General features: G+C 52.4%; 22 protein-coding genes. 5 read left to right on the forward strand and 17 right to left on the reverse strand.

What is annotated here, in order from left to right:
- Position 1: 1 nt before the first annotated feature.
- The 8 genes from dhbC to ACPV3A_RS02490 all read right to left on the reverse strand — a co-directional run bounded on the left by dhbC (position 2) and on the right by ACPV3A_RS02490 (position 8744).
- Positions 2-1246: an isochorismate synthase DhbC gene (dhbC, locus tag ACPV3A_RS02455; protein WP_426198038.1), complete on the reverse strand. Its 1245-nt coding sequence runs from the start codon at positions 1244-1246 to the stop codon at positions 2-4.
- 69 nt (positions 1247-1315) lie between these two features.
- Entirely contained in the window at positions 1316-2101 is a 786-nt protein-coding gene (locus ACPV3A_RS02460; protein WP_426198039.1) for a 2,3-dihydro-2,3-dihydroxybenzoate dehydrogenase, read from the reverse strand.
- On the reverse strand, positions 2082-2957 hold the full coding sequence (locus tag ACPV3A_RS02465) for an alpha/beta hydrolase (RefSeq protein ID WP_426198040.1): 876 nt from the start codon (positions 2955-2957) through the stop codon (positions 2082-2084). Before ACPV3A_RS02465 ends, ACPV3A_RS02460 begins: the two co-directional genes overlap by 20 nt.
- Positions 2958-2970: 13 nt before the next feature.
- On the reverse strand, positions 2971-4026 hold the full coding sequence (locus ACPV3A_RS02470; RefSeq protein WP_339218808.1) for an ABC transporter substrate-binding protein: 1056 nt from the start codon (positions 4024-4026) through the stop codon (positions 2971-2973).
- 48 nt (positions 4027-4074) lie between these two features.
- Complete coding sequence (locus ACPV3A_RS02475) at positions 4075-5289, reverse strand: helix-turn-helix domain-containing protein (RefSeq protein ID WP_220684344.1); 1215 nt, start codon at positions 5287-5289, stop codon at positions 4075-4077.
- 262 nt (positions 5290-5551) lie between these two features.
- Entirely contained in the window at positions 5552-6352 is an 801-nt protein-coding gene (locus ACPV3A_RS02480) for a Cof-type HAD-IIB family hydrolase (protein ID WP_194543872.1), read from the reverse strand.
- A 38-nt stretch (positions 6353-6390) separates the two neighbouring features.
- Positions 6391-7143, reverse strand: coding sequence for a pseudouridine synthase (locus tag ACPV3A_RS02485; RefSeq protein ID WP_194543873.1), 753 nt, complete (start codon positions 7141-7143; stop codon positions 6391-6393).
- Complete coding sequence (locus ACPV3A_RS02490; RefSeq protein WP_426198041.1) at positions 7140-8744, reverse strand: RsmB/NOP family class I SAM-dependent RNA methyltransferase; 1605 nt, start codon at positions 8742-8744, stop codon at positions 7140-7142. Before ACPV3A_RS02490 ends, ACPV3A_RS02485 begins: the two co-directional genes overlap by 4 nt.
- Before the next feature lie 159 nt (positions 8745-8903).
- Between ACPV3A_RS02490 and ACPV3A_RS02495 the strand changes: the two genes are divergently transcribed.
- Both ACPV3A_RS02495 and ACPV3A_RS02500 read left to right on the forward strand, forming a co-directional pair.
- A complete protein-coding gene (locus ACPV3A_RS02495; RefSeq protein WP_194543875.1) occupies positions 8904-9431 on the forward strand; it encodes a thioredoxin family protein in 528 nt (175 codons plus the stop codon).
- On the forward strand, positions 9428-9883 hold the full coding sequence (locus tag ACPV3A_RS02500; RefSeq protein ID WP_071223092.1) for a PCYCGC motif-containing (lipo)protein: 456 nt from the start codon (positions 9428-9430) through the stop codon (positions 9881-9883). The genes ACPV3A_RS02495 and ACPV3A_RS02500 overlap by 4 nt, the downstream gene beginning before the upstream one ends.
- Before the next feature lie 83 nt (positions 9884-9966).
- On the opposite strand, the gene ACPV3A_RS02505 is transcribed toward ACPV3A_RS02500, so the two are convergent.
- From ACPV3A_RS02505 to ACPV3A_RS02515, 3 genes are read right to left on the reverse strand one after another with little or no spacing between them, the layout of a single operon-like run.
- Positions 9967-10410, reverse strand: a complete 444-nt coding sequence (locus tag ACPV3A_RS02505) for a DUF309 domain-containing protein (protein ID WP_113060329.1) — start codon at positions 10408-10410, stop codon at positions 9967-9969.
- Complete coding sequence (locus tag ACPV3A_RS02510; RefSeq protein ID WP_194543877.1) at positions 10400-11212, reverse strand: GTP pyrophosphokinase; 813 nt, start codon at positions 11210-11212, stop codon at positions 10400-10402. The genes ACPV3A_RS02505 and ACPV3A_RS02510 overlap by 11 nt, the downstream gene beginning before the upstream one ends.
- Positions 11213-11237: 25 nt before the next feature.
- Positions 11238-12332 carry a quinone-dependent dihydroorotate dehydrogenase gene (locus ACPV3A_RS02515; protein ID WP_194544902.1) on the reverse strand — a complete coding sequence of 365 codons (1095 nt, stop codon included), beginning with the start codon at positions 12330-12332 and terminating at the stop codon, positions 11238-11240.
- Between the two features lie 196 nt (positions 12333-12528).
- Between ACPV3A_RS02515 and ACPV3A_RS02520 the strand changes: the two genes are divergently transcribed.
- The gene (locus ACPV3A_RS02520; protein ID WP_015736685.1) at positions 12529-12666 is read left to right on the forward strand and encodes a hypothetical protein; all 138 of its coding nucleotides are present in this window, start codon (positions 12529-12531) and stop codon (positions 12664-12666) included.
- On the opposite strand, the gene ACPV3A_RS02525 is transcribed toward ACPV3A_RS02520, so the two are convergent.
- From ACPV3A_RS02525 to ACPV3A_RS02535, 3 genes are all read right to left on the reverse strand, one after another.
- Positions 12663-14075 (reverse strand): L,D-transpeptidase, encoded by a 1413-nt coding sequence (locus ACPV3A_RS02525; RefSeq protein WP_426198042.1) that lies wholly within the window; start codon positions 14073-14075, stop codon positions 12663-12665. The genes ACPV3A_RS02520 and ACPV3A_RS02525 overlap by 4 nt on opposite strands.
- A 166-nt stretch (positions 14076-14241) precedes the next feature.
- The gene (locus tag ACPV3A_RS02530; protein WP_009594795.1) at positions 14242-14481 is read right to left on the reverse strand and encodes a ferredoxin; all 240 of its coding nucleotides are present in this window, start codon (positions 14479-14481) and stop codon (positions 14242-14244) included.
- 187 nt (positions 14482-14668) lie between these two features.
- Positions 14669-16000, reverse strand: coding sequence for a DNA polymerase IV (locus ACPV3A_RS02535; RefSeq protein WP_426198043.1), 1332 nt, complete (start codon positions 15998-16000; stop codon positions 14669-14671).
- Positions 16001-16324: 324 nt separating this feature from the next.
- Here ACPV3A_RS02535 and cimA point away from each other — a divergent pair, with 324 nt between their 5' ends.
- On the forward strand, positions 16325-17941 hold the full coding sequence (gene cimA, locus ACPV3A_RS02540; RefSeq protein ID WP_426198044.1) for a citramalate synthase: 1617 nt from the start codon (positions 16325-16327) through the stop codon (positions 17939-17941).
- Between the two features lie 90 nt (positions 17942-18031).
- Here cimA and ACPV3A_RS02545 read toward each other — a convergent pair whose 3' ends face one another.
- Positions 18032-18583 carry a TlpA family protein disulfide reductase gene (locus ACPV3A_RS02545; protein ID WP_194543881.1) on the reverse strand — a complete coding sequence of 184 codons (552 nt, stop codon included), beginning with the start codon at positions 18581-18583 and terminating at the stop codon, positions 18032-18034.
- Positions 18584-18690: 107 nt separating this feature from the next.
- Here ACPV3A_RS02545 and ACPV3A_RS02550 point away from each other — a divergent pair, with 107 nt between their 5' ends.
- The gene (locus ACPV3A_RS02550) at positions 18691-19224 is read left to right on the forward strand and encodes a Mov34/MPN/PAD-1 family protein (protein WP_426198045.1); all 534 of its coding nucleotides are present in this window, start codon (positions 18691-18693) and stop codon (positions 19222-19224) included.
- Between the two features lie 31 nt (positions 19225-19255).
- Here the strand turns inward: ACPV3A_RS02550 and ACPV3A_RS02555 are convergent, their stop codons facing one another.
- Positions 19256-19996 carry a 3'-5' exonuclease gene (locus ACPV3A_RS02555; protein ID WP_426198046.1) on the reverse strand — a complete coding sequence of 247 codons (741 nt, stop codon included), beginning with the start codon at positions 19994-19996 and terminating at the stop codon, positions 19256-19258.
- Positions 19993-21072: a DUF294 nucleotidyltransferase-like domain-containing protein gene (locus ACPV3A_RS02560; RefSeq protein ID WP_426198047.1), complete on the reverse strand. Its 1080-nt coding sequence runs from the start codon at positions 21070-21072 to the stop codon at positions 19993-19995. Before ACPV3A_RS02560 ends, ACPV3A_RS02555 begins: the two co-directional genes overlap by 4 nt.
- Between the last annotated feature and the right edge of the window lie 18 nt (positions 21073-21090).

Below are 21090 nucleotides of genomic sequence, written 5' to 3' on the forward strand. Positions count from 1 at the left end.
CTTATTCCTCCCCTAAAATCGTTGTCTGTTGTTCGTTCAAGCCCATGGCTGCCAGAATCGTACGGAATTTGGCCGACGTCTCGGCCAGTTCGGCTTCCGCATTGGAGCCTGACACGATTCCGGCTCCCGCAAACACCCGCAATAAGGTTCCTTCTGTTTCCGCGCAGCGAATCGTTACGGCCCACTCGCCGTCTCCGTTAGCATCCGACCAGCCGACGGCCCCCGAATAGAAGCCGCGATCAAACGGCTCGATCGCTTGTATGGCATCCCTGGCCGCATCGGTCGGCGTGCCGCAGATCGCCGGTGTCGGGTGCATCGCGAGGGCAAGATCCAACGACGTTACCGAATCATCCTTCAGAATGCCGTTGATTTCGGTAGACAGATGCCACATGGCATTCGTGTGGATGAGGGAAGGTTCGGCAGGAACCTCCAGCTTGCTGCAATATGGCTGCAAAACCGACGCCACTGCATCAATCACGATGGCATGCTCATTTCGGTCTTTGGCGGATGACAGCAGCGCTGCAGCCCGCCGCTGGTCTTCAACGGGATCGGCGCTTCGCGCCGCTGAGCCTGCCAACGGATTTCCTTTGATTCGCTGCCCCTTCTTCGTAATTAGCAGCTCGGGGCTAGCGCCAAACAGCGTCCTTGTGGATGCAACGGCGTCCGGACTTGAAGTGTGGGACAATTCGGGTGCCAATGGAACGGCAAATGTATATCCATGGGAGTGATGGTAAGCTAAGTGATTCAATATATGAGGAATGGACAAGGCATGAGGAAGCGCGATATCCAGGGTTCGGGAAAGCACCGCTTTATGGAGTTTCTTTTGAGAAATGAGCTCCAGCAGCCGGTTCACGCCTTCCTGGAACGCCGCCGGTTCGGGAACGGACAGTACGTGATAGCTGGAAATTCGAGGCCTTTCCGGGGCTTGTCCTGTAGAGAATAGAAGGGAATCATGCCACTGAACCGAGAGCGGAATAAACAGGCTCGCCGGTTTCAACATGTCAAACGGGATGGCGCCTACAACAACGGCGTTCGGCCGTCCCGATTGCTTGGCGCGATCCAGCAGTTCCGTAACGCGTTCCGACAATGATCTATGGTCGTTCCCTGAAGGAACCGAAAGTCTCGAATACTCTCCATGCGTTAACAACGTCTTGCGCGGGGATGAGAAGAAGAAGGACGAACCGACCCGGTATTGTTCCATAAGTTGCGCAGCCTCGGCTGCGGTTGGAGTTTCATAGTGCAACATTTCAGTCTCCTCTCTGCTTATGAGCCTACCATTTATCGAATTAGTAAAAAGAATAAAACGCGCGAAGCCTCAGCAGCCCAACGTCGCACCGCCATCCACGCATACATCCTGCATGGTCATGTGCCGGGCACGATCGGATACGAGAAATACGACGGCATCCGCAATATCGGAAGGAAGCGCGATTCGACCCAGCGGTATGCCGACACGGTAATCATCCAGCGACCCTGCGATGATGGGCTCTGCGCCCTGATCATCCTTCCATAGCAAGCGCTGCATCCCGGTGTCCGTAGAACCCGGGGAAACCACATTGCAGCGGATGTGATGACGGGCATATTCCAGCCCCAAACACTTCGTGAACATCGTAGACGCTGCCTTGGATGCCGCATAAGCCGACATCTGGGCCCGCGGAACTTTGGAGGCATTCGAGCTCACGGTCACGATAGTTCCGGAATTACGGCTCGCCATCCGCCTTACGACGGAGCGTGACGTATAGAATACGCCGTTGGTGTTGACGTTGAAATGCTCCTGCCAATCCTCGTCACGAAGCGACTCAACTCCACCGATTCGCAGCACTCCGGCAACGTTAACGAGAATCTCGATCGGACCGAGCTCCTCCTCAATCCGCTCGATCATCTCTTCAACCTCGGCACTGCAGCTGACATTTGCCCTGTAAGCCGCAGCCTGTACACCTGAGCTGCATAGATCGGCCGTAAGGCGGATCAACTCGGCTTCCTTCTGATCGCATGCCGCAACGACAGCTCCTTGCCGGGCGAGGGCTCGTGCCACCGCTTCGCCAATCCCTTGGGCGGCACCGGTCACGAGGGCTACTTTCCCGCTAATACCTGTTAACTTCAAGGTGATCACCTCCTTCATCTTGAGGAAAAAGTGCAAATCGTAACCCTCGGCTAATGAGGACAGGCAGCACGGAAAGATGTCCCTCATCCTCAAACTGATTGAATTCGGCTTGGATGCCATACGCAGACACAGCAGCCAGACGCTCGGCGAGCTCGGATGCGCTGATGCAATTGCCGGTGACATGGGACCTCTCGTGCTCTCCTGCGCCAAGCAGCAGTCGAACATGGCAAGGCTCTTCCTTGACGCGTTCGACAAAGCGCTGCTCCAGCTCTTGTAAATATTCCTGATTCCAATGAATAGAAGGACTGCCCGCGATATAACACGAGAATGCCTGCGGTTTGCTGAACATGGCATAGAGCGTGAACAGCCCGCCAAGGGAATGGCCGAATATCGTCTGACGACGGCAATCGATGTTAAACTCGCTCTCGATCTGCGGTTTCAGTTCCTCCTCGATGAATTGCAGGAATTCAGCCGCTCCGCCCTGTTCCGGGACGGAGGCGCTGCCCCACTTGTGCTTAAAGTTCGTGTTGGGGTAGGGCGTGTAATCATAGAACCGGTCCGGAGCATACTGCCCCTCCGTCTCGTAACCGATGCCGACTACGACCGCCGGCAGTATCCCTGTTTTGTCCGGTCTGTGGCACTGCAGGCGCAGCGTTTCGACCATCGTGTGAAACACGCTGTTGCCGTCTAACAGATAGATGACCGGATATCCTGACGGGGGAGCCTGCCCCATCGGCTGTGCGGCAATGATTCGATAGCGGCGCTTCCTTGCCCTCGAGCGCATCACCCAATGCTCCGCATGGGGCAGCTCTACGCTGCGCCGCAGCATATCAACGAAAGGCGTATGATTGCTCATGTCGTGCCTCCCACTATAGACCCGTAATGGAGCGAACGACATCATCCACGATTTTCTCGTAGGCGATCAGGCCGCTTCCCAGCCAGTATTCGTTATTCGCTTCATAGACCTGCCCGTTCTTGACGGCCGGCATGCCCTTCCAAATCGGGCTTTCCGTCATTTCCTTTAAACGCTCCGTTCCCTGATCATAGGCGTTAATGACAAAAATATAGTCCGCATCCAGCTGCGGCAGTATCTCCAGCGAGATGTTAGCTGCATTCTCGTTCTCGACCAGCTTGGATTTGCCCAGTCCCAGGTCCTGATGGATCACAAAGCCGCAGAGATAATTTCCGCCCATCAAACTGACGCCTCTAGGTGCAAAACGAATGATGGCAACGTTCTTGTCCCCCACCACGGAACTCAGCTTAGCCTTCGCTTCACTTGCTTTTTGCTGGTAATCCTTTAGGGCGGTCTCGGCCTCGGGCGCTTTCCCAAGCAGATCCCCCAAGGTGGTCAGCGATTTCTCGACATTCCCGGATGCATTTTTGAACACGTACGTTGGCGCGATTTTGGCGTACTTCTCATATGTACCGTCCGCTGCATATGTTTCGGTATGGAGCACGATAAGGTCCGGCTCGTAGGACATCAGAGCTTCCGGTGAAGGTAAGCCTCCTGAAAAATCAATCAGGGGAACGCCGTCCAGCTCCTGCTGCAAATAGGTGTGTCCCATCTTGCCGTTCGCCCATTGTGCAACAGGCTTCACGCCGAGTTTCAGCAAAGAGTCCTCCATGTTCGGTGCGAACACGTTTCTCACGTCTGCCGGAATCTTCACTTCATGCCCAAGCTCATCCGTTACCGTCCGCTCATTCTCCGCGGGCGTCTCCTCCCGGTTCGTCCCTGGTTCCTCCGTCGACGCTTGACTGCTCCCTGCCTGGCCGGACGTTTCCACCGCCGCGGTCTTCGCTGCCGGCTGATCGCCATCCACCTTCTCTCCACAGCCTGACAACAAGCCTATGACGATGACACAGCACGCAAGTGCTGATATTTTGATTCTCCAACTTCTTTTTCGGCGATTAAAACGTTCTGCCACAATGTATCTCCTCCTGTGATAATGATTCTCAATTAAGTAGAGTATATATTACGTGGCAAACGATTCACCATGGCTTTTATCCAGAACTCCGTTTGGACTATCTCCTGTAAACAACAGCAATGCCTCATCCAGCATTCTCGTCACGGCAAGCGCGGAATATTCGAACCACGGATCGGACGAGATCATGTAGACGCTGCCTCGAGTGACAGCTCGGAGTGTCTGCCATTTCGCAGAATGCTGCAGTGCAAGCCAATAACGGCGTGATGTGGCTTCAGGGCATACCGCGATCAGGATGCGGTCCGGATTGAGCTGTTGCAAATCTTCCAGCGTGATCTGTTGATTACGCGTGGTATCCAGACCGGAGGCTTCCTTGAGCTGCAGATCCTGATACAGCACCTCCTCGAGTCCCCGGTTACCATATGCATACAAGCTTTGTCCATATATTCGCAGCGCTATAACACGCTCGCTCCCCACGACTTGCCGCATTCGGGAGCGTGCGAACTGCACCCTTCGTTCATACTGTTCTATCCAGGATTGTGCCTGTTCTTCTTTATTCAGAAACGTTGCGATACGCTCCAGCTGCTTCCTCCACCCTGCATGAGACGGAACAATCAAGGTAGGGGCAATATGCCCCAGCTTGGTGATTTCCTCCGGACCGAGATGGTCCATGCCAATAATAACGTCAGGCTTTGCACGGAACAGCTGCTCGATATTCTCCTCGAAGCGGCTGTCCGGATAAGGAGACGTCAGCTTCAAGCGGGACTTGATCTCCGAATGATACGCATTGTAATAAAACGGGGTCCACTTCGCATCAAGAGGCGCAGCCGCAGGAATAACATTCAGTGCTACCAACTGCCCGATGATAGAGGAGGAACAGGCCGCGATTAGCTGCCTCGAATTTCGGGCATATTCGGACGGCGACATGCCCACCTTCTTTTTAAAAATACGGCTGAAATAGAACTCATCTTTGTAACCGACTCGCTGTGCGATGTCACGAAGCCGTTCGTCGGATTCGGCCAAATAACGCTTGGCATGATTCATACGCACATGGGTCAGGTAATCGATTGTGGTTTGGCCGAATGTCTTTTTAAATAAATCCACAAAGTACTTAGGACAAATATTAGCCATACTGGCTAATTGGCCAATGGTAATCGCCTCTTTATAATGGCAATCTATATACTCCTTAATCTCAACCAGGCTGGTTCTCCCGTTACGATCCGAATCCGATAGGCTATCTATTTTCAGCTCTTCTTCCACACTCATGAATTGCCTCCTTTTTTACGATAAAACGAGTTGCAGGCTATGCAGGCATGTTGACCAGTCTTTATTAATTGATAATGATTATCATTTTCATTGATAAAAATAGCATGCCATTTCCATCGTGTCAATCCAAATTTGGAAGGAAATGCTTAACCCCATGCCCCGCGCGATACCTGTTAACAGGCTCCAATCCACGCAAAAAACCCGTCATCAGGCACTTTTGCCAAGTGTCCTGTGGCGGGTTCTCATGTATAAAAAAATCGATTTACGACAAGCAGTATTTCACCAATGCCTCGTGTACGCCGTCCTCGTTATTCGAGGTTGTCACCGCATTGGCTGCAGCCTTAACCTCGACCGGAGAGTTATCCATCGCAATCCCCATTCCGGCGTAGGACAGCATCGTAATATCGTTGAAATAATTGCCGATGGCAAGCACCTCGTCCGGCTCATAACCTCTTCTTGCAGCCAGCTGCTGAAGCGCACTCCCCTTGGATGCTTGGCTATGCATGAGATCGATGAAGTATTCTCCGCTTCGCAGCATGTTGAAGGGAAGAGTCCACTGACTCCAATCCGCATAGACACGGTCGATATCGGCGGATTCGCCAAAGACCGTAAATTTGACGACCGGGTCTGACAGCTCCTCCCATGACGGCAGGTTGCTTGGCAGCATCAAATAGTTCTCGTACATCGAACGAACCGGACCCGCAAGCTCCTCCACCTGGTCCACATACATCTCAAAGGCGGTGTTCACATCAAAATGCACCCCGTGCTCACGGCAGTATTGCATGAAAGGCTCAAGCTGAATCGGGTCCATGCCGAACTGATGCACGATGTTATGGGTCTCCACTTCTACCGTTGCCGCACCATTATGACTGATAACATAACCGCCTAAACCCATGCTTTTCATAAAAGGAATCGAATTCAGCGGTCCTCTGCCTGTGCACAGTACAATTTCCACGCCTTGTTTTGCGGCTTCCATCACGGTGTTCCTCGTTTTCTCCGTGATTTCATGATCATCATTCAGCAGCGTTCCATCCACATCAAGTGCTACCAATTTATATGCCATTCTCCATCCATCCTTTAGTCTCTATTTCTCTATCGTAATCATGCCCTTCCGATCAAAGACAGTTCATGCTCGGTCAGCTCCCGGTACGCTCCGATCTCGAGATTTTCATCCAAACGAAGTTCGCCCATGCTGACTCTTTTGAGATACACGACTTTTTTGCCAACTGCCTCAAACATCCGCTTGACCTGATGAAATTTCCCTTCATGGATCGTCAGCGAGATGCGGGACAGCTGGACTCCATCGCCTCGTTCCTCATGGGAATGGATCACCAGCTCTCCGGGCAAGGTCACGTACCCGTCATCTAAGGTAACTCCCGCAGCAAACATTCGCACGTCCTCATCGTCCACCCTGCCCTCTACCATCGCTTCATAGGTTTTCGGGATATGCTTCCGCGGCGACAGCAGCTCGTGGGCCAATTTACCGTCATTCGTAAGCAGCAGCAATCCCTCCGTATCCTTATCCAATCGGCCCACCGGAAACGGCTCGAAGATCAGATATTCCTCATCCAGGAGATCCAGCACCGTTCGGTCACGAAGATCCTCTGTCGCCGAAATGACGCCAGGCGGTTTGTGCAGCATGAGATATATGAATTCCCGGTACTGCACGGTCTCCCCCTCAAACTCGATGATATCCGTATAAGGATCAACATGTTTACCGGGGTCCTTCATCACCGTTCCGTTGACCACGATGCTCCCTTGTTTGGCCTTTTTCTTCAATTCGGCCCGTGAGCCGAATCCAAGATTGGATAGCACCTTGTCCAATCTTAGCGTTGTTCTGCCTTTAGCACTCATATCGATGTCCACCTCCACCCTGCCGGATACTCATTCTTCAATATTCCTGTCTGCCATTTGGCCCAACCGGCTGAATATCCGTCTATACACACTAACACATAACCCTTCGCTTCAGCACCCGATCGACGAATCACGCGCTCTTCCGGAATCGACAAGGTTTCCCCTTTCAAATACCGGACCGCTTCTCCGTCCTCGGAGGACAGGCTGACATATCGAACAGCCTCATCCGCTTGCAGCGCTGTAGCCAAGGGATGTCCAGGTACAAACCGTTCATTCTTCAACTGTCCCATGTACCACCCGGGTCGAATCACTTTGAGCTGCTTCAGACGCTCTTCCGGCAGGGGTGATACATACACATGGTTCCCGTAGGTTACAGGATATCCGGTCAGCTTCAAATCCAGCTGCTCGCGGATAAACGCTTGGAACCGATTAATCGAAACCGAACCCGATTGAGAATCTATTACGCTTCGGCGGGATGCCTGTTGGCGCGCTGCATCTTTACCGTATTTCCCGGGTTTACCCGGGCGCTCCTCCTTGAAAGCCGCTTTTCCTTTACGCTCACGGGGATGCTCCGCTCGGGAGGAAATAGCAAGCGATTCATTGGCCAAGGTGCCCGAATTGAATATTGGAGCTTGTTCCTGTTCAACTTCACGTTTATCCAGCTCGCCGTCCCGCTGAAGCACGGCCATGAAATGCCCTTCGCCTCTAACCTTATGCGGCCATAATCGAGCAGTACCGGCAAGCTGCTTAAGCACATCGTCCTTCACATTCCCTTGACCCGCCATCCAGTCCGTTTCTCCCGGGGAAAAGATTTCCGAATGCTCCACCGGGACCACGCGAAAATCCGGATGTTCGCTCAGAAACTCGGCAATCATCCCTTCATTCTCCTCCGGCGAGAAGGTACAGGTGGAATACACCAGCCGGCCTCCCGAGCGGAGCATGGCTGCCGCCGATTTCAGGATGTCCCGCTGCATATCCGCAAACTTGAGTGGAGAGGATTCGTCCCAGTACTTCAGCATGGACTCGTCTTTGCGAAACATCCCTTCGCCGGAACAGGGAGCATCAATCAATATTTTCGTGAAAAATTCGGGAAAAGCCCCGGCAATCCGATCCGGGTCCTCATTCAGCACCACCGCATTCCGAACGCCGTACATCTCCAGATTCTTGGCCAGTGCTTTGGTGCGATCCGGATGCAGATCATTGCTGACGAGCACTCCCTGCCCATTCAGCTTGGCCGCAATCTGCGTAGATTTGCCGCCTGGAGCCGCGCACAGGTCCAGCACCAAATCCCCCGGCGTTACGCCAAGCAGTTCGACCGGAGCCATCGCGCTAGGCTCCTGGATGTAATATAATCCCGCATGATAGTAAGGATGCCGTCCCGGACGCTCCCCGGCCTGAGTATAGTAACCGGTTGAGCACCAGGGGATGGGCGCAAGGTCAAAGGGGGACAACTTCATGAATTCCTCTCTGCTGATCTTCAGCGTATTCACCCGAATGCCGGCATTCGGAGCTAGTTCGTAAGACTTCATAAAATTGTCATAGTTTTCGCCAAGCAGCGATTTCATCTTCGCCAGAAACGGCGAGGGCAGTCGTAATGCCATACAAGGTACCTACCTGTTCTGTATCGTATCGTTTGAAGTATATTTTCACTGTGCTGAAGCAGACATTCGCATGTTCCGCTTCGACTTTTAATATTGTATAATAAACTACATTAAAAAGGACAAGTCCTTATTTATTATTAATCATTAGGGGGTGGATCCATGAACCGCAAAAAAAAGAATAAATACACCGCATTATACGCCTTCGGCGGAGTCTTCGTCTTATTGATTGCTGCACTCGTTTTCTTGAACGGTCAAGGAGCAGCAAGCGAATTGTACGGCGGTAAGAAGGTCTCCAGCCTGAACCCGGCTACGCAGGAGCTCCTTAATGATCCGAACTACCAGCAAATCATTTTGCCGGATCAGCTGAAGAGCAAGGTCGACAACAAAGAGAATTTCTTTGTGTACTTCTTTGCATCCGACTGTCCGCACTGTCGTGCGACGACCCCGGAACTGATGCCTTTGGCGGATGATGCCGGCATTACGATGCACCAGTACAACCTTCGCGAATATCAGGAAGGCTGGAGAGAATACAACATTGAGTTCACCCCGACGCTGGTCTACTTCGAGAACGGCGCAGAGAAAGAACGCATGGTCGGCGGATTGAAACCGGAAGGTTCCAGTGAAGGCTACTCCATCGATGACTTCAAGCAATTCCTGGATAAATACAAGGGGAGCGTGACGAAATGAACCGCACTCGCGCCATCCTCTTTACCTTTGTCATTTCGGGCATGCTGCTGACTGCATGCGGCGGTAAAGAATCCGCTGCCGGGCATCAGCACGGCGCCGATTCCGAACGATACGAGACAACGGCCAGCCTGACGGTGATGCCGGAGTTTCTGTCCAATTATACCGACAATACGCAAGCAACCTATGCTACGGTCGGCGAACTTGAGGACATTATCAAGGAAATCAAATGTTATTGCGGCTGCATGGACGAGGAGACCGGCTATCATGATTCCCTCCATCGCTGCTTCATCGCCGAGAATAAGGACGGCGAAGTCAAATGGACGGACCATGGCGCCCAGTGCGGCATCTGCCTGACCGAGCTGCAGGATGCCAAACGGCTTCATGACGAAGGAAAATCCGTCGAGGAAATCAAGGAGTTCATCGATAACAAATATAAAGGTACCGAATCCTGATCCTATAATGATCCTAAAAAAAGAGCTGCCCAAAAGTAGATTACTCTACAGACAGGCAGCTCTTTTTTCACTTGTTCCCACAATTACTTGGAATGTGCCCGCTCCGGCTTTCGCCGCTGCGGAATGTTCGGCTGGATGCGCTCCGATGCCAACTGAACTGCCTGCTTAAGCTCAGTATCCCCAATTTCGATCGTCAAATCCCTGTAGGGAAACGGACGAACGTCATACGAAGATAACTGCTCGGCGTATTCCCGAACTTCGCTCACCAGCTTCCCCATCGAGATTCCCAGTTCATCGCCAGGATAACGCTCGAGGCGCGATACAGCGCTTATGAACATTTTATATGCTCCTCTAACGTTATTGTTCCGGAAATGGAAAAGCCCGACGGCTACTTGCAGAAGCCCCTTATACCTTGGATCGCGGTCCCGCGCGAGCCACAGTTCCTCTAGCACCTCATGGCATTCGAAGTAGTCTTGATCCCGGTTAAAGTAAACGAGGTAAGCGACATACAGCGGTTCATAACTCATGCTCGTTTACTTTCTTCTTGGCTTCGGCCAGCATCTCCTTCACCTCGTCCAGAAGCACCTTCATCGCATCCAGGTCATGATCCTGAAATAGCGTGTTAAACCGGCTCTGAAAAGCAATCGCCTCATTGACCAGATGAAAGAAATACAGCTTGTGAATCGCGTTCAGCACCTGTGTCGTAATATTGGAATCATCCTCGAACTGGCGCTGCGCCTCCAATATATCCTCCCGGATGCTCGACATTTCCGTATCCAGCGTATTCGCCGCTTCTCCGGCTTTCTTCAGCCGCGCCCGAATATCATCCGGCAGACTTTCCCGGTACTTGTAGCTAAGCGAATGCTCAATCGTAGCCCAGAAATTCATGGCCAGCGTGCGGATCTGAATTTCGGCAAGCACTTTCTTTTGCCCCAGAGCCGTTTGCACCGGATACTCAATAATCATATGAAAGCTCCGATAGCCACTCTCTTTGAAATTGGTAATGTAATCTTTCTCATATAATACGGTCAGGTCTTTCCGTGCCCGGATGTATTCGGCTACCCGCCGGATATCCTCCACGAACTGACACATAATCCGAATGCCTGCGATATCCTCAATCCCGGTTTCCAACTCGTCCATCGGCACATCGAGGCGTTTCGCCTTGTCCAGTATGCTCGAGATCCGTTTGACGCGACCCGTTACGAATTCGATCGGTGCGTATTCCTCTCTTTTTTTCAGTTCGGAACGCATCGTCTTGAATTTAACCTTCAATTCCTCAACGGTCTGCTCATACGGAAGCAAAAATGTTCCCCAGTCTCTAACGTCCATCGCCTTGCCTCCTGTCTTTACCCCATTACCGATGATTAGCGCCGACGGCTTCGGAAATATGGCTGAAGCCATCCCGTGCAAGCAGCTCCCGGAGACCGGAATGAAGCTTGCGGTTCACCTCAGGCCCTTCATAGATAAGTGCTGTATAAATCTCCACCAGGCTTGCGCCTGCGCGTATTTTGTCATAAGCATCACTTGCCGTGAAAATCCCGCCAGACCCGATAATCGGAAGGGCACCGCCGGTCTGCCTGTATATCCGGGATACAATCTCCGTCGAACGGTTACGCAGCGGTTTACCGCTAAGGCCGCCGGTTTCTTTGGCGTTACCGTGCGTCAATCCATCCCGCGATAGTGTCGTATTCGTGGCGATAATGCCGGAAACGCCGCTTGCGCTGATCGTATCCACCATGAATTCCAGTTCCTCATCGCTCACATCCGGCGCAATCTTCACCAGAACGGCCTTCTCGCCTCCATGAATCTTCGCTTGGCGGGACATTTCGTTCTTCACGGCTTCCAGCAGGGATGACAATTCGCTCCCATGCTGAAGGCTGCGCAAGTCCGGCGTGTTCGGGGAACTGATGTTGACAACAAAAAAGTCGCCATACGGAAATAAAGCTTGAATGCAAGCTTCGTAATCACCGTTGGCTTTCTCGTTCGGAGTCGCCTTGTTCTTCCCGATGTTGACGGCAACCGGGATGCGGCGTTCCTTGAGTGCGGACAGCCTCTTTGCCATCGCCTCGGCCCCTTCGTTGTTGAAGCCCATCCGATTGATGAGTGCCTCGTCAGGAGGAAGCCGGAACAATCGCGGCTGTTCATTGCCCGGTTGTCCCTTCGGGGTCACCGTGCCTACTTCCATAAATCCGAAGCCGATGGAGGAGAATCCTTTGACGGCCTGAGCGTTTTTATCCAATCCGGCGGCAAGTCCGACCGGTGTCGGGAAATGAAGCCCGAACAGGTCTACTGCCAAATCCGGTGTTTCGCTAACACCGTACATCCCTCGCATGACAGCGTCTGCGCCAACCACGCCGGAGGCACGTCCAAGGCCGCCAACCACAAGGTGGTGAGCTTTCTCGGGATCGAGTTTGAAAAATATAGGTTTGCCTATGTTGCGGTACAGCACATCCACTCTTCCTCTCATCCAGTTATTTCTCTATCCTTCAGTTTATCCGTTTCTGCCTCAAAAAGAAAGTTCTTCAGCATAAACCGGGCGATCATCCCGGCGAGAAAGCGATATGGCAATTTCGGGACAAACGCCTTACAATAAAGGAAGATTGTACAAATCATTATCACGATCATGAGAGAAAGAGGGGAAGCACATGTCAGCCAAACGTAAACCTCCGACCTTGCAGCAGAAAAAAGAAGAGGTTAATAAGAAGGCCATACTATGGATCAGCTCCGGCATCGCTCTTCTTATTATCCTGATTATTGTTCTGATTGTGATCGCCCAGCCTTAATCCAGCCAGTGATACACCTTGCCCGGGTTGGTCTGCCCCTGGGCAAGCTTGAGCTTGAAGCGATCTTTCGGCGTCCACAGGCCCTCGGGCAGAACCCCTTCCCGAATTTTCACAACGGTTCCCATCGGAACCAGATCAAACAGCTCCTCCACATCCTCCTTAAGCATACGGATACATCCCTCGGATTCATTCGCTTCGATACTGTCCACGTCCAGCGTACCGTGTATGGCGTACAACGTATCGGACAGCTGCATTCCCCGCGTTCCATAGGGGCCCTTCGTGGTCCCGTTCGGATTCACAACCTTGTCATTGATATGAAAATCACCCAGCGGCGTTTTCGCTCCCCCGAGCCCGACCGCATAGTTGCGCAGCATGACGGTCCCGCTGACAACGGCTAGCCGATGATGTTTCCGGTCGATGATGACCTGAAGCGGCTGCTCAAAAAAAGGATCCCCATTCGGCGATGTCCCCCAGTATCCCGTCTCTTTCGGATCGTTCCAAGGCGGCTGCTGCCCCGGCTGGTCCTCATGGCCGCCTGCTCCTTGGGCCTTATGCTTCATTAAAGCTCCGAACATCTCCTCCATGGCTTTCGATCGGCCGGACAGCCAATTGTTCGGATACGGCTGCGTCAATTCATTCAAGCTTTTAGGCAGGCGCCCATGCCGAGCCTTATACTGGTTGGCCGCTTCCTGCAGCACGGCCGTTTCGACTTGCAGATCCGCCCATTGCCCCGCGCTTCGCTTAAGCTTCGAACTATCCGCAGGCTCGCATTCACACTCCAATGCCGCTCCTTCATATGGCTTGATCGCAATGGCGCCCTTTGCGTCCCGATGCAATCCGTATAAACGCTCCATGTCCTTGCTCCATAACTGCCACTTGCCGGATGGCTTCATCCCCAGTGCAACCGACCAATTCGGCAATTCCTGAGGATGCCGAAGCAATGAGGACAGTGCGCCGGCGGAATCCTTTCCCTGGCCGGAAGCAACGGCGATGTACAGCGGTTCTTTACGCGAATCCCGCTTCTCGTTGTTAGCGGCCGAGGCGGATACGGGTTCATTCGGCGGGAACACATCGGATGCATAATCCCCCGGAACGGAGCCCGGCGCCTGGGCCGAAGGAAGAAATACGAGCAGCAACAATACCAGCGCAGCAAGCAACCGTCGGGTTCTTTTTCGCCTGCGGTCCTTATCCTTCTCCATCTCCAATAAGCGCTGTTCGTAATTTTTCCATATATCGGACGGAACCTGGCTAAGCTCGAAGGCTTCATAGACCCCCTCCGCCTTGTTATAGCAGTAATTTGCCTTACCCTGTTCGCCGGCCTGCTCATATTCCTTGCCGAGCAGATACCAGGCCATTTTATTATCAGGATGCGTCTCCACATATCTTTTGAGGTACAGCGAATTGTTCATTCGGGAGCCTCCTTTTATAACATTTTTACCTCTATTATCCTGTATATCGGAATATACGCTCCAATTATGTATGAATCGTGGATACGAAAAAACGCCCCCTGCCTTTGTCGGGCAGAGGGCGTCGGTATAAGTTCAAGATGGAATATCAGGGCTCGAGCGGTATTGGTTATTCTGCGTTAAACGGCTCGTCTGCAATCCGAATTGAATCTGTCGGACAGCCGTCGCAGGCATCCAGCATATCGTCATGCATATCTTCCGGAATTTCGGTTACCCCGCGGTTGTTGTCTCCGTCAAAAATGACTTCTGCCAGGCCTTCGTCGTCGTAATCGTAAATGTCGGGTGCCGTTGCGCCGCATGCTCCGCAAGCGATGCAGGTATCTTTATCTACCCAAGTAAACTTCGCCATAGTCTCTCTTCCTCCTGTATATCTATAAACATCTCTATAAACATAGTATAAGCTGACGGTCTCCCGCCACCATCTACATATATTAATACAATTTTTTTAGGAATACAAATAAATTTCCTCACATTTTCCGACAAAATTCAGGTGTGCTCAAAGGATATGGAGTATCTTCAACCAGCAAATAAAGCGATTAATCCCGGTCCGGATCCTGCGAGATCGGCTGATCGGCATTTTTATTATCGTTCCCCAGATCCCTTACAAAATCCATCTGTAAAGATGTTCCTCTCCGCTTATGATTACGGATTAAAGACGACGGATCATCACCCAGCATGCCAGCGGTCAGCACCGCACTTTCCCCGAATTTATTGCGCAGCTCGTCCATAACCCGGGTCAGCGATTCTTTCTTCGGCTGTTTCTCGTAATCGAACAAATCCAGCTGAATGGCGGACTCCTCCTTAGGGGCAAGCTGCTGGAGCGTAACGCCAAGCAGACGGAGCGGCTTGTCCTGCTTCCAGTGCCGATGATACAGCTCGCACGCTTCCCGGTAAATATCCTCGGTATTTTCCGTCGGAATGGCAAGATGCCTCGACCTGGTGATCGTCTTCATGTCCGGTGTACGCAGCGTGATCTGTATGCCACCGGTCACAAGACCCTGTCTGCGGAGCCTGCGCGCTACCTGATCGCTCAAATTCAGAAGCACCCTTCTCGCCTCCTCCGCCGATGTAACATCCTGCGGAAGCGTGGTCGTGTGTCCGATCGATTTGCTCTGTTCCCGCTCTGCAACGACAGGAGCATGGTCGATGCCGCTGGCTGCCCGTTTCATCCATGACCCCATCACGCCAAAAGTCGAGGTCAGCAGGCCTTCATCGGCGGCGGCCAGCTGTCCGATCGTCTGGATATTCAGCTTGCGCAGCTTATCTGCTGTCTTGCTCCCGATGCCGAACAGCTCTGCACAAGGTCTGTTCCAGAGCACCTGCGGGACATCCCGTATCCGCAACACGGACAGCCCGTTAGGCTTCTTCATGTCAGATGCCATCTTGGCCAGCAACTTATTGGGAGCAATGCCGACGGAGCAAGGCAGCGACAGCTCCTCGCGAATACGCGCCTGAATTTCGCGGGCGATATCCAAGGGGGTGCCGAACTGCTTCGATCCCGTGATATCCAGGTAACATTCGTCAATCGAAGTCGCTTCCAGCAGCGGCGTATAAGCATAAGCTATATTCATAAATGCATTGGAATACTTGCGGTACAGATGAAAATCCGGCTGGATGATCATCAGGTCCGGGTAAATCCGCAGCGCCTGTCTCACGTTCATTCCTGTGCGTATCCCGAGGGATCGTGCCGCATAGGAGCAAGTAACAACGACGCCTTTTCGCAGCTCGATGCTGCCTGCGACAGCCGTGGGCTTCCCCCGGTAAAGCTCCGGCTCCTCCGCTTCGTGTACCGAACAGTAAAAAGCATTCATATCCACATGTAGTATAACGCGGCCGCTGGCCGGATAATAATTGTCGATATGTCCCACGCAGAATTCCTTCTTTCTTATGATACGGTTCTTCCCTATATCATGCCCCCGTCTTTTCGCAGTCGGGTTGATGATTCTATCATTTCTATGTGTTCCATTATAACTTGTTTAGGACCTTGTGTGCCCTAACGTCTTGTTCGTAGGATCATGATCGCATAACTGCCAGCCTAACGCCTCAAGCATACTGCTCCCCTTAACACGGGTCAAGAATAAGCCCCGCGGGGTAAAGTTTGTTTTTTACTCTGTTACTTTCCCGCAAAGAAATGTTATAATACAAAATTATAAACAATGCGGTCCAATCCCGGACACCCAAAGGAGGACATCATGTCTAAGTCCATTTCCATCTTTGATACGACACTTCGCGACGGAACCCAAGGCGAAGGAATCAGCTTGTCGGCGGACGACAAGGTCAAAATCGCCAAGAAACTCGATGCTCTTGGTGTTCATTATATTGAAGGCGGTATCCCGGGAAGCAACAGCAAGGACATCGAATTTTTCAAAAGAGTCCAGGATCTCGGCTTAACCTCAAAAGTAACCGCCTTTGGCAGCACTCGCCGCAAAGGCTCCATCGCCGATCAGGATGCCAATCTGCTTCGAATTCTGGAATCCGGCGTTTCTGCGGCCACTTTGGTCGGGAAGTCATGGGATTTCCACGTCCACACCGCGCTTCAGACGACACTGGAAGAGAATCTGGCCATGATCTATGATTCCATCGCATTCCTGAAGCAAAAGGGCCTCGAAGTGATTTTTGATGCCGAGCACTTTTTTGACGGATATAAGAACAATCCCGAATACGCTGTTGCCGTATTGTCCAAGGCTCGGGAGGCAGGTGCTGATTGGCTTGTCATGTGCGATACGAACGGCGGCAGTCTTCCGCACGAGATCTCGAACATCGTGGCATCTTTAGCGGGTCCATTATCTGGCGCTCCGCTCGGCATTCACACCCATAACGATTGCGAGCTTGCCGTTGCCAACACGCTAAGTGCCGTACAGGCAGGTGTCCAGCATGTGCAAGGAACGATGAACGGTTACGGGGAACGCTGCGGGAATGCCAACCTGTGCTCCATCATTCCGAATCTGCAGCTGAAGCTGGGATACGAGTGCATCGGAGACGATAACCTCCGCACGCTGACGAACATCGCACGATATATCAGTGAAATCGCCAACGTCAATATGCCTGTCAACCAGCCGTATGTCGGTAACGCTGCCTTTGCCCATAAGGGAGGCATCCATGTTTCGGCGATCCTGCGCGATTCCAGAACGTACGAGCATATCGAACCGGAGAAAGTCGGAAACAAGCAGCGCGTGCTGGTGTCCGAGCTTGCAGGACAGAGCAACATCGTATCGAAGGCACAAGACATGGGTCTTAACTTTGATCCGGCTAGTGAACAATCCAAGCTTATTATCGGAAAGATCAAGGATCTTGAGCATGAAGGATATCAATTCGAGGGGGCAGACGCTTCCCTGGAGCTGCTGCTTCGAGAAGCGAACGGAGAGTTTAAGGAACTGTTTACCTTCGAATCCTTCAAAATGCTCGTAGAGAAGTCAGCCGGCCAGCCGGTTGTTTCCGAAGCCTTTGTCAAAGTCAACGTTGCCGGTGAGAGCATCTACACCGCAGCGGAAGGCAACGGCCCGGTCAATGCGCTAGACAACGCGCTGCGTAAAGCGCTGGTCCAATACTTCCCGACACTCAAGGAAATGCATCTTGCTGACTATAAGGTACGGGTGCTGGATGACAAGGATGCGACGGCAGCCAAAGTACGGGTGCTCATCGAGTCCAAGAACTTTGAGAACTCCTGGAACACCGTCGGGGTTTCCAGCAACGTCATTGAGGCGAGCTGGGAAGCGCTGGTTGACAGTATGCGTTATGCGCTGCTCGGTCAAATCTCACCGGAGCAGGTACATGAGTCCGCGGCAAGGCAAGGGTTGGTTAATCACTAAGGATGTATCCAATATAAAAAGCGCGTATCCGCCATGTATGCACATGGAGGCCGCGCTTTTTTGGTGTTTCAGCCGCTCTTCGCTTCACAATTAATTCAACAACTTAGCTATCTTTTTGCGAAGATCCTTGGGATCCGGAGCGCCAAGAATGATTTCCTGGATCACGCCGTTTCGATCAATCAGCACATTCGTCGGGAAGACCTGACCTTTATACAGCTCCTCGAACACTTCTCCTTTCGGATCAAGAAGTATTGGATACCGGAGTTCAAAATCCTTAACGAATTGACGCGCTTTCTTCTCATTATCATACTTGGACACGTTCACGCCGTAGATTTCCAGCTCATCTGCATATTCCTCCGCCAGCTTATCGAGCTCCGGGGCTTCTTGTTTGCACGGCTCACACCAAGATGCCCAGAAATTGACAACCATCGCTTTATCGCGCGCTCCGCCGCCGGCATATGTCTTGTCGTCCATCCCCTTCAGGGTGAAGGTAGGGGCAAGCAGTCCGGCTTTGGCGCCTGTCTCCGTCGGGAGCGGCTTCTCCTGCGTGAAGACAGCCTGGATATTGTCGCCGGCTTGGTTATAGATTACAGCGCCTGCCGCTACAACCAGCAGAACGAGGATGATGATGTTTCGTTTCATAGATATAGGTTCCTTTGCTAAACTTAGTTATAGTCCCTATTGTACCCTGAAACCCTGATCTTTCAAACACGTGATCAACTCTAAAATATAGCCCGGGAGGGAAAAAGATGAACCCGTCTGACATGGCCCTGGAGCAGCTTCTGCTGCACGCGGCCGTACAACAGCATATATCGGACTATACGTATGATTGTCTGCCACAGGAAGCTTGTGGTGTCCTTATCGGGCACTCCAGCGCAGCAAGGCGATCAGTAACCGTTACGCAATTTATCCCCATAAAAAATACAGCGGAGTTTCCGCTGCATTCTTTTCATCTGGACCCTGTTCAATGGACCCGCTTGGTGTTAACTGAAAAAGGAATTGTCGGATTGTTTCACAGTCACCCGGATACATTCCCTGAGCCGTCCGGCCAGGATCTGCTGCAGCTTCAGTCCTTCGGCGGATTGCTCCAGGTGTATGCCATCGGATCTCCTGCAGCTCCAAACGCTCCCGATTCAAAACCATTACAGCTTCAAACTCACAAAATTATTCGAGGACAAGAGACCTCAGAATTATTCAGCAATCTGCCGACACATTCCTGGGTGCGGCAGGAATCGGAATTCTATTCCCTCGCCCCGATTCCTTGCAAGATCATATCAGAATAATAAGCTATCGCGGCAACCATCTTATTCGCGGTTACGCCTCGCTTAGATAGACATACAAATCTCCAAGCGTGGTTGCATGGCCGCGCGCCTGAATTTCTTTCATATAATCCGCCCACAGCCGGGCAGTCATTCGCGCGTCGGACAGAGCATGATGCCGGCCCTCCACCGGAATGCCGCTGCTCCGCAGCAGCTCATCCAGACTGTAGTCCTTCTGCTCAGGATATAATCTCTGCGCGAGCATCATCGTATCAAGGAGCCGATGGGTTAATCGAACCTTTGACGTCTTCCACAAGGCTGCGTTCAGGAATCCGCGGTCATGCGCAGCGGCATGGGCAACAAGCACCCTGCCTCCTATAAAAGCCATAAAATCATGCAGCCCCTCCATTAAGGGCGGGGCTGCATCAACCATATGCTGCGTAATTCCTGTCAGCTCAGCAATGAATGGGGGAACAGGAGCACCGCTGTTAACAATCATATGAAAGGTTTCGTTCTCGATCACTTGCTCGCCGATGACCTTGATAGCACCGAATGACAAAATTTCATCGCCGTGCTGGTGATTGAACCCCGTCGACTCCAGATCAAACACAATAACCTCCAGCTCGTCCAGCGGGGTACCCAGAACCTCCGGCCTCCGGTTATCCTTCATCTGGGATCGGATGAACGCCAGCTGCTGCGCCGTCTGCGCCCCGCGCATAGAGGCGATGGCAGAATTAAAGTTACCCGAACGGAGGGATCTCCAGAAGCCCCCGTTCGATTGTCCCGGTTCAGTCATGGGTTCCTCCTCTCCGCAAAACGGTGCTCTCGCTGCAATGACCGGTGTATCCGTCTGACCACACCAAGCGTATCGCGAAGCTCGTACTGCATGGTTTTGTTCTTGAGCTGCTCCTGCGGGATATACCCGCTGCTCGTGATCAGCCCGTTCTCCAGCCGATGGGGCGTGTTATTTCTCAGCCGAAGCGCCGTAAAAAAAGCACGCTGCACGCTTTCCAGCAGCAAGTTGCCGCCCTCAAGCAGCATCACCTTCTCCATCCGCTTTTGCGTCGAGGTTTCGATGATGCCTCTTTGGAGCGCCATCGTGCGAATACTGTTTACAAGTGGAATATAAACGCCATACTTTACGTCAAATTCACCGGCATGCTCACCAAACCGCTCCGTTACAATTCGCCCCATGACATTCAGCGTTGCCTTGTGCTTGACCGTATTGCGCAGCACGGCATTGCCGATATTCGGGTTCAACTCGACGGAGCTCCGGAAATGGTCGGCCCATGCCTCCGTTAGCTCGCCATCTCCCGCTATATGACGGAGATCCGAAGCAATGATAAAATTGCGAATCGGCTCCCACTGCTGGTCTCCACACCACTCGCTAATCTGATTTTTCCAATCGCCAAGCTTTTTACTCCATAAAGGTTCGGAACACATCACTTTTCCCGAACATTTGGGATAGCCTGCATACTCCAGCAGGTTCGCCAGTCGAAGGCCATATTCCCGAAAGAAGGGAAGCTGTTCCTCCTCCAGCTCATCGCCAATGATCAAACCGTTGTCCTGATCGCTCCACAGCGTAGCTTCCTGCCTTCCGCTGCTGCCAAAAGCAACAAACGCATAACGCGCAGGAGGCTGGCCCAAGCCAGCCTCCCACATGTCCTGCTCACAGATTGCCGCGGCACGCTGTCCAATCAGATCGTGCATCGTATTGACGGATGCGATCCACTCTCTCAGCTCCATGTCATGACGCATCTCGATCAGATGGTTCTGACAAACGATCCGTTCATCTCGTAATTGCTGGGCTGTTGCTGCTGTCTGAATTTCCGAGAATACCGGAAACAGATTTACGGATTTCAGAGGTTTCATGCCGCGGCCTCCTCATTA

The sequence above is a fragment of the Paenibacillus sp. Dod16 genome (assembly GCF_049893405.1).
Classification (GTDB): Bacteria; Bacillota; Bacilli; order Paenibacillales; family Paenibacillaceae; genus Paenibacillus_AQ.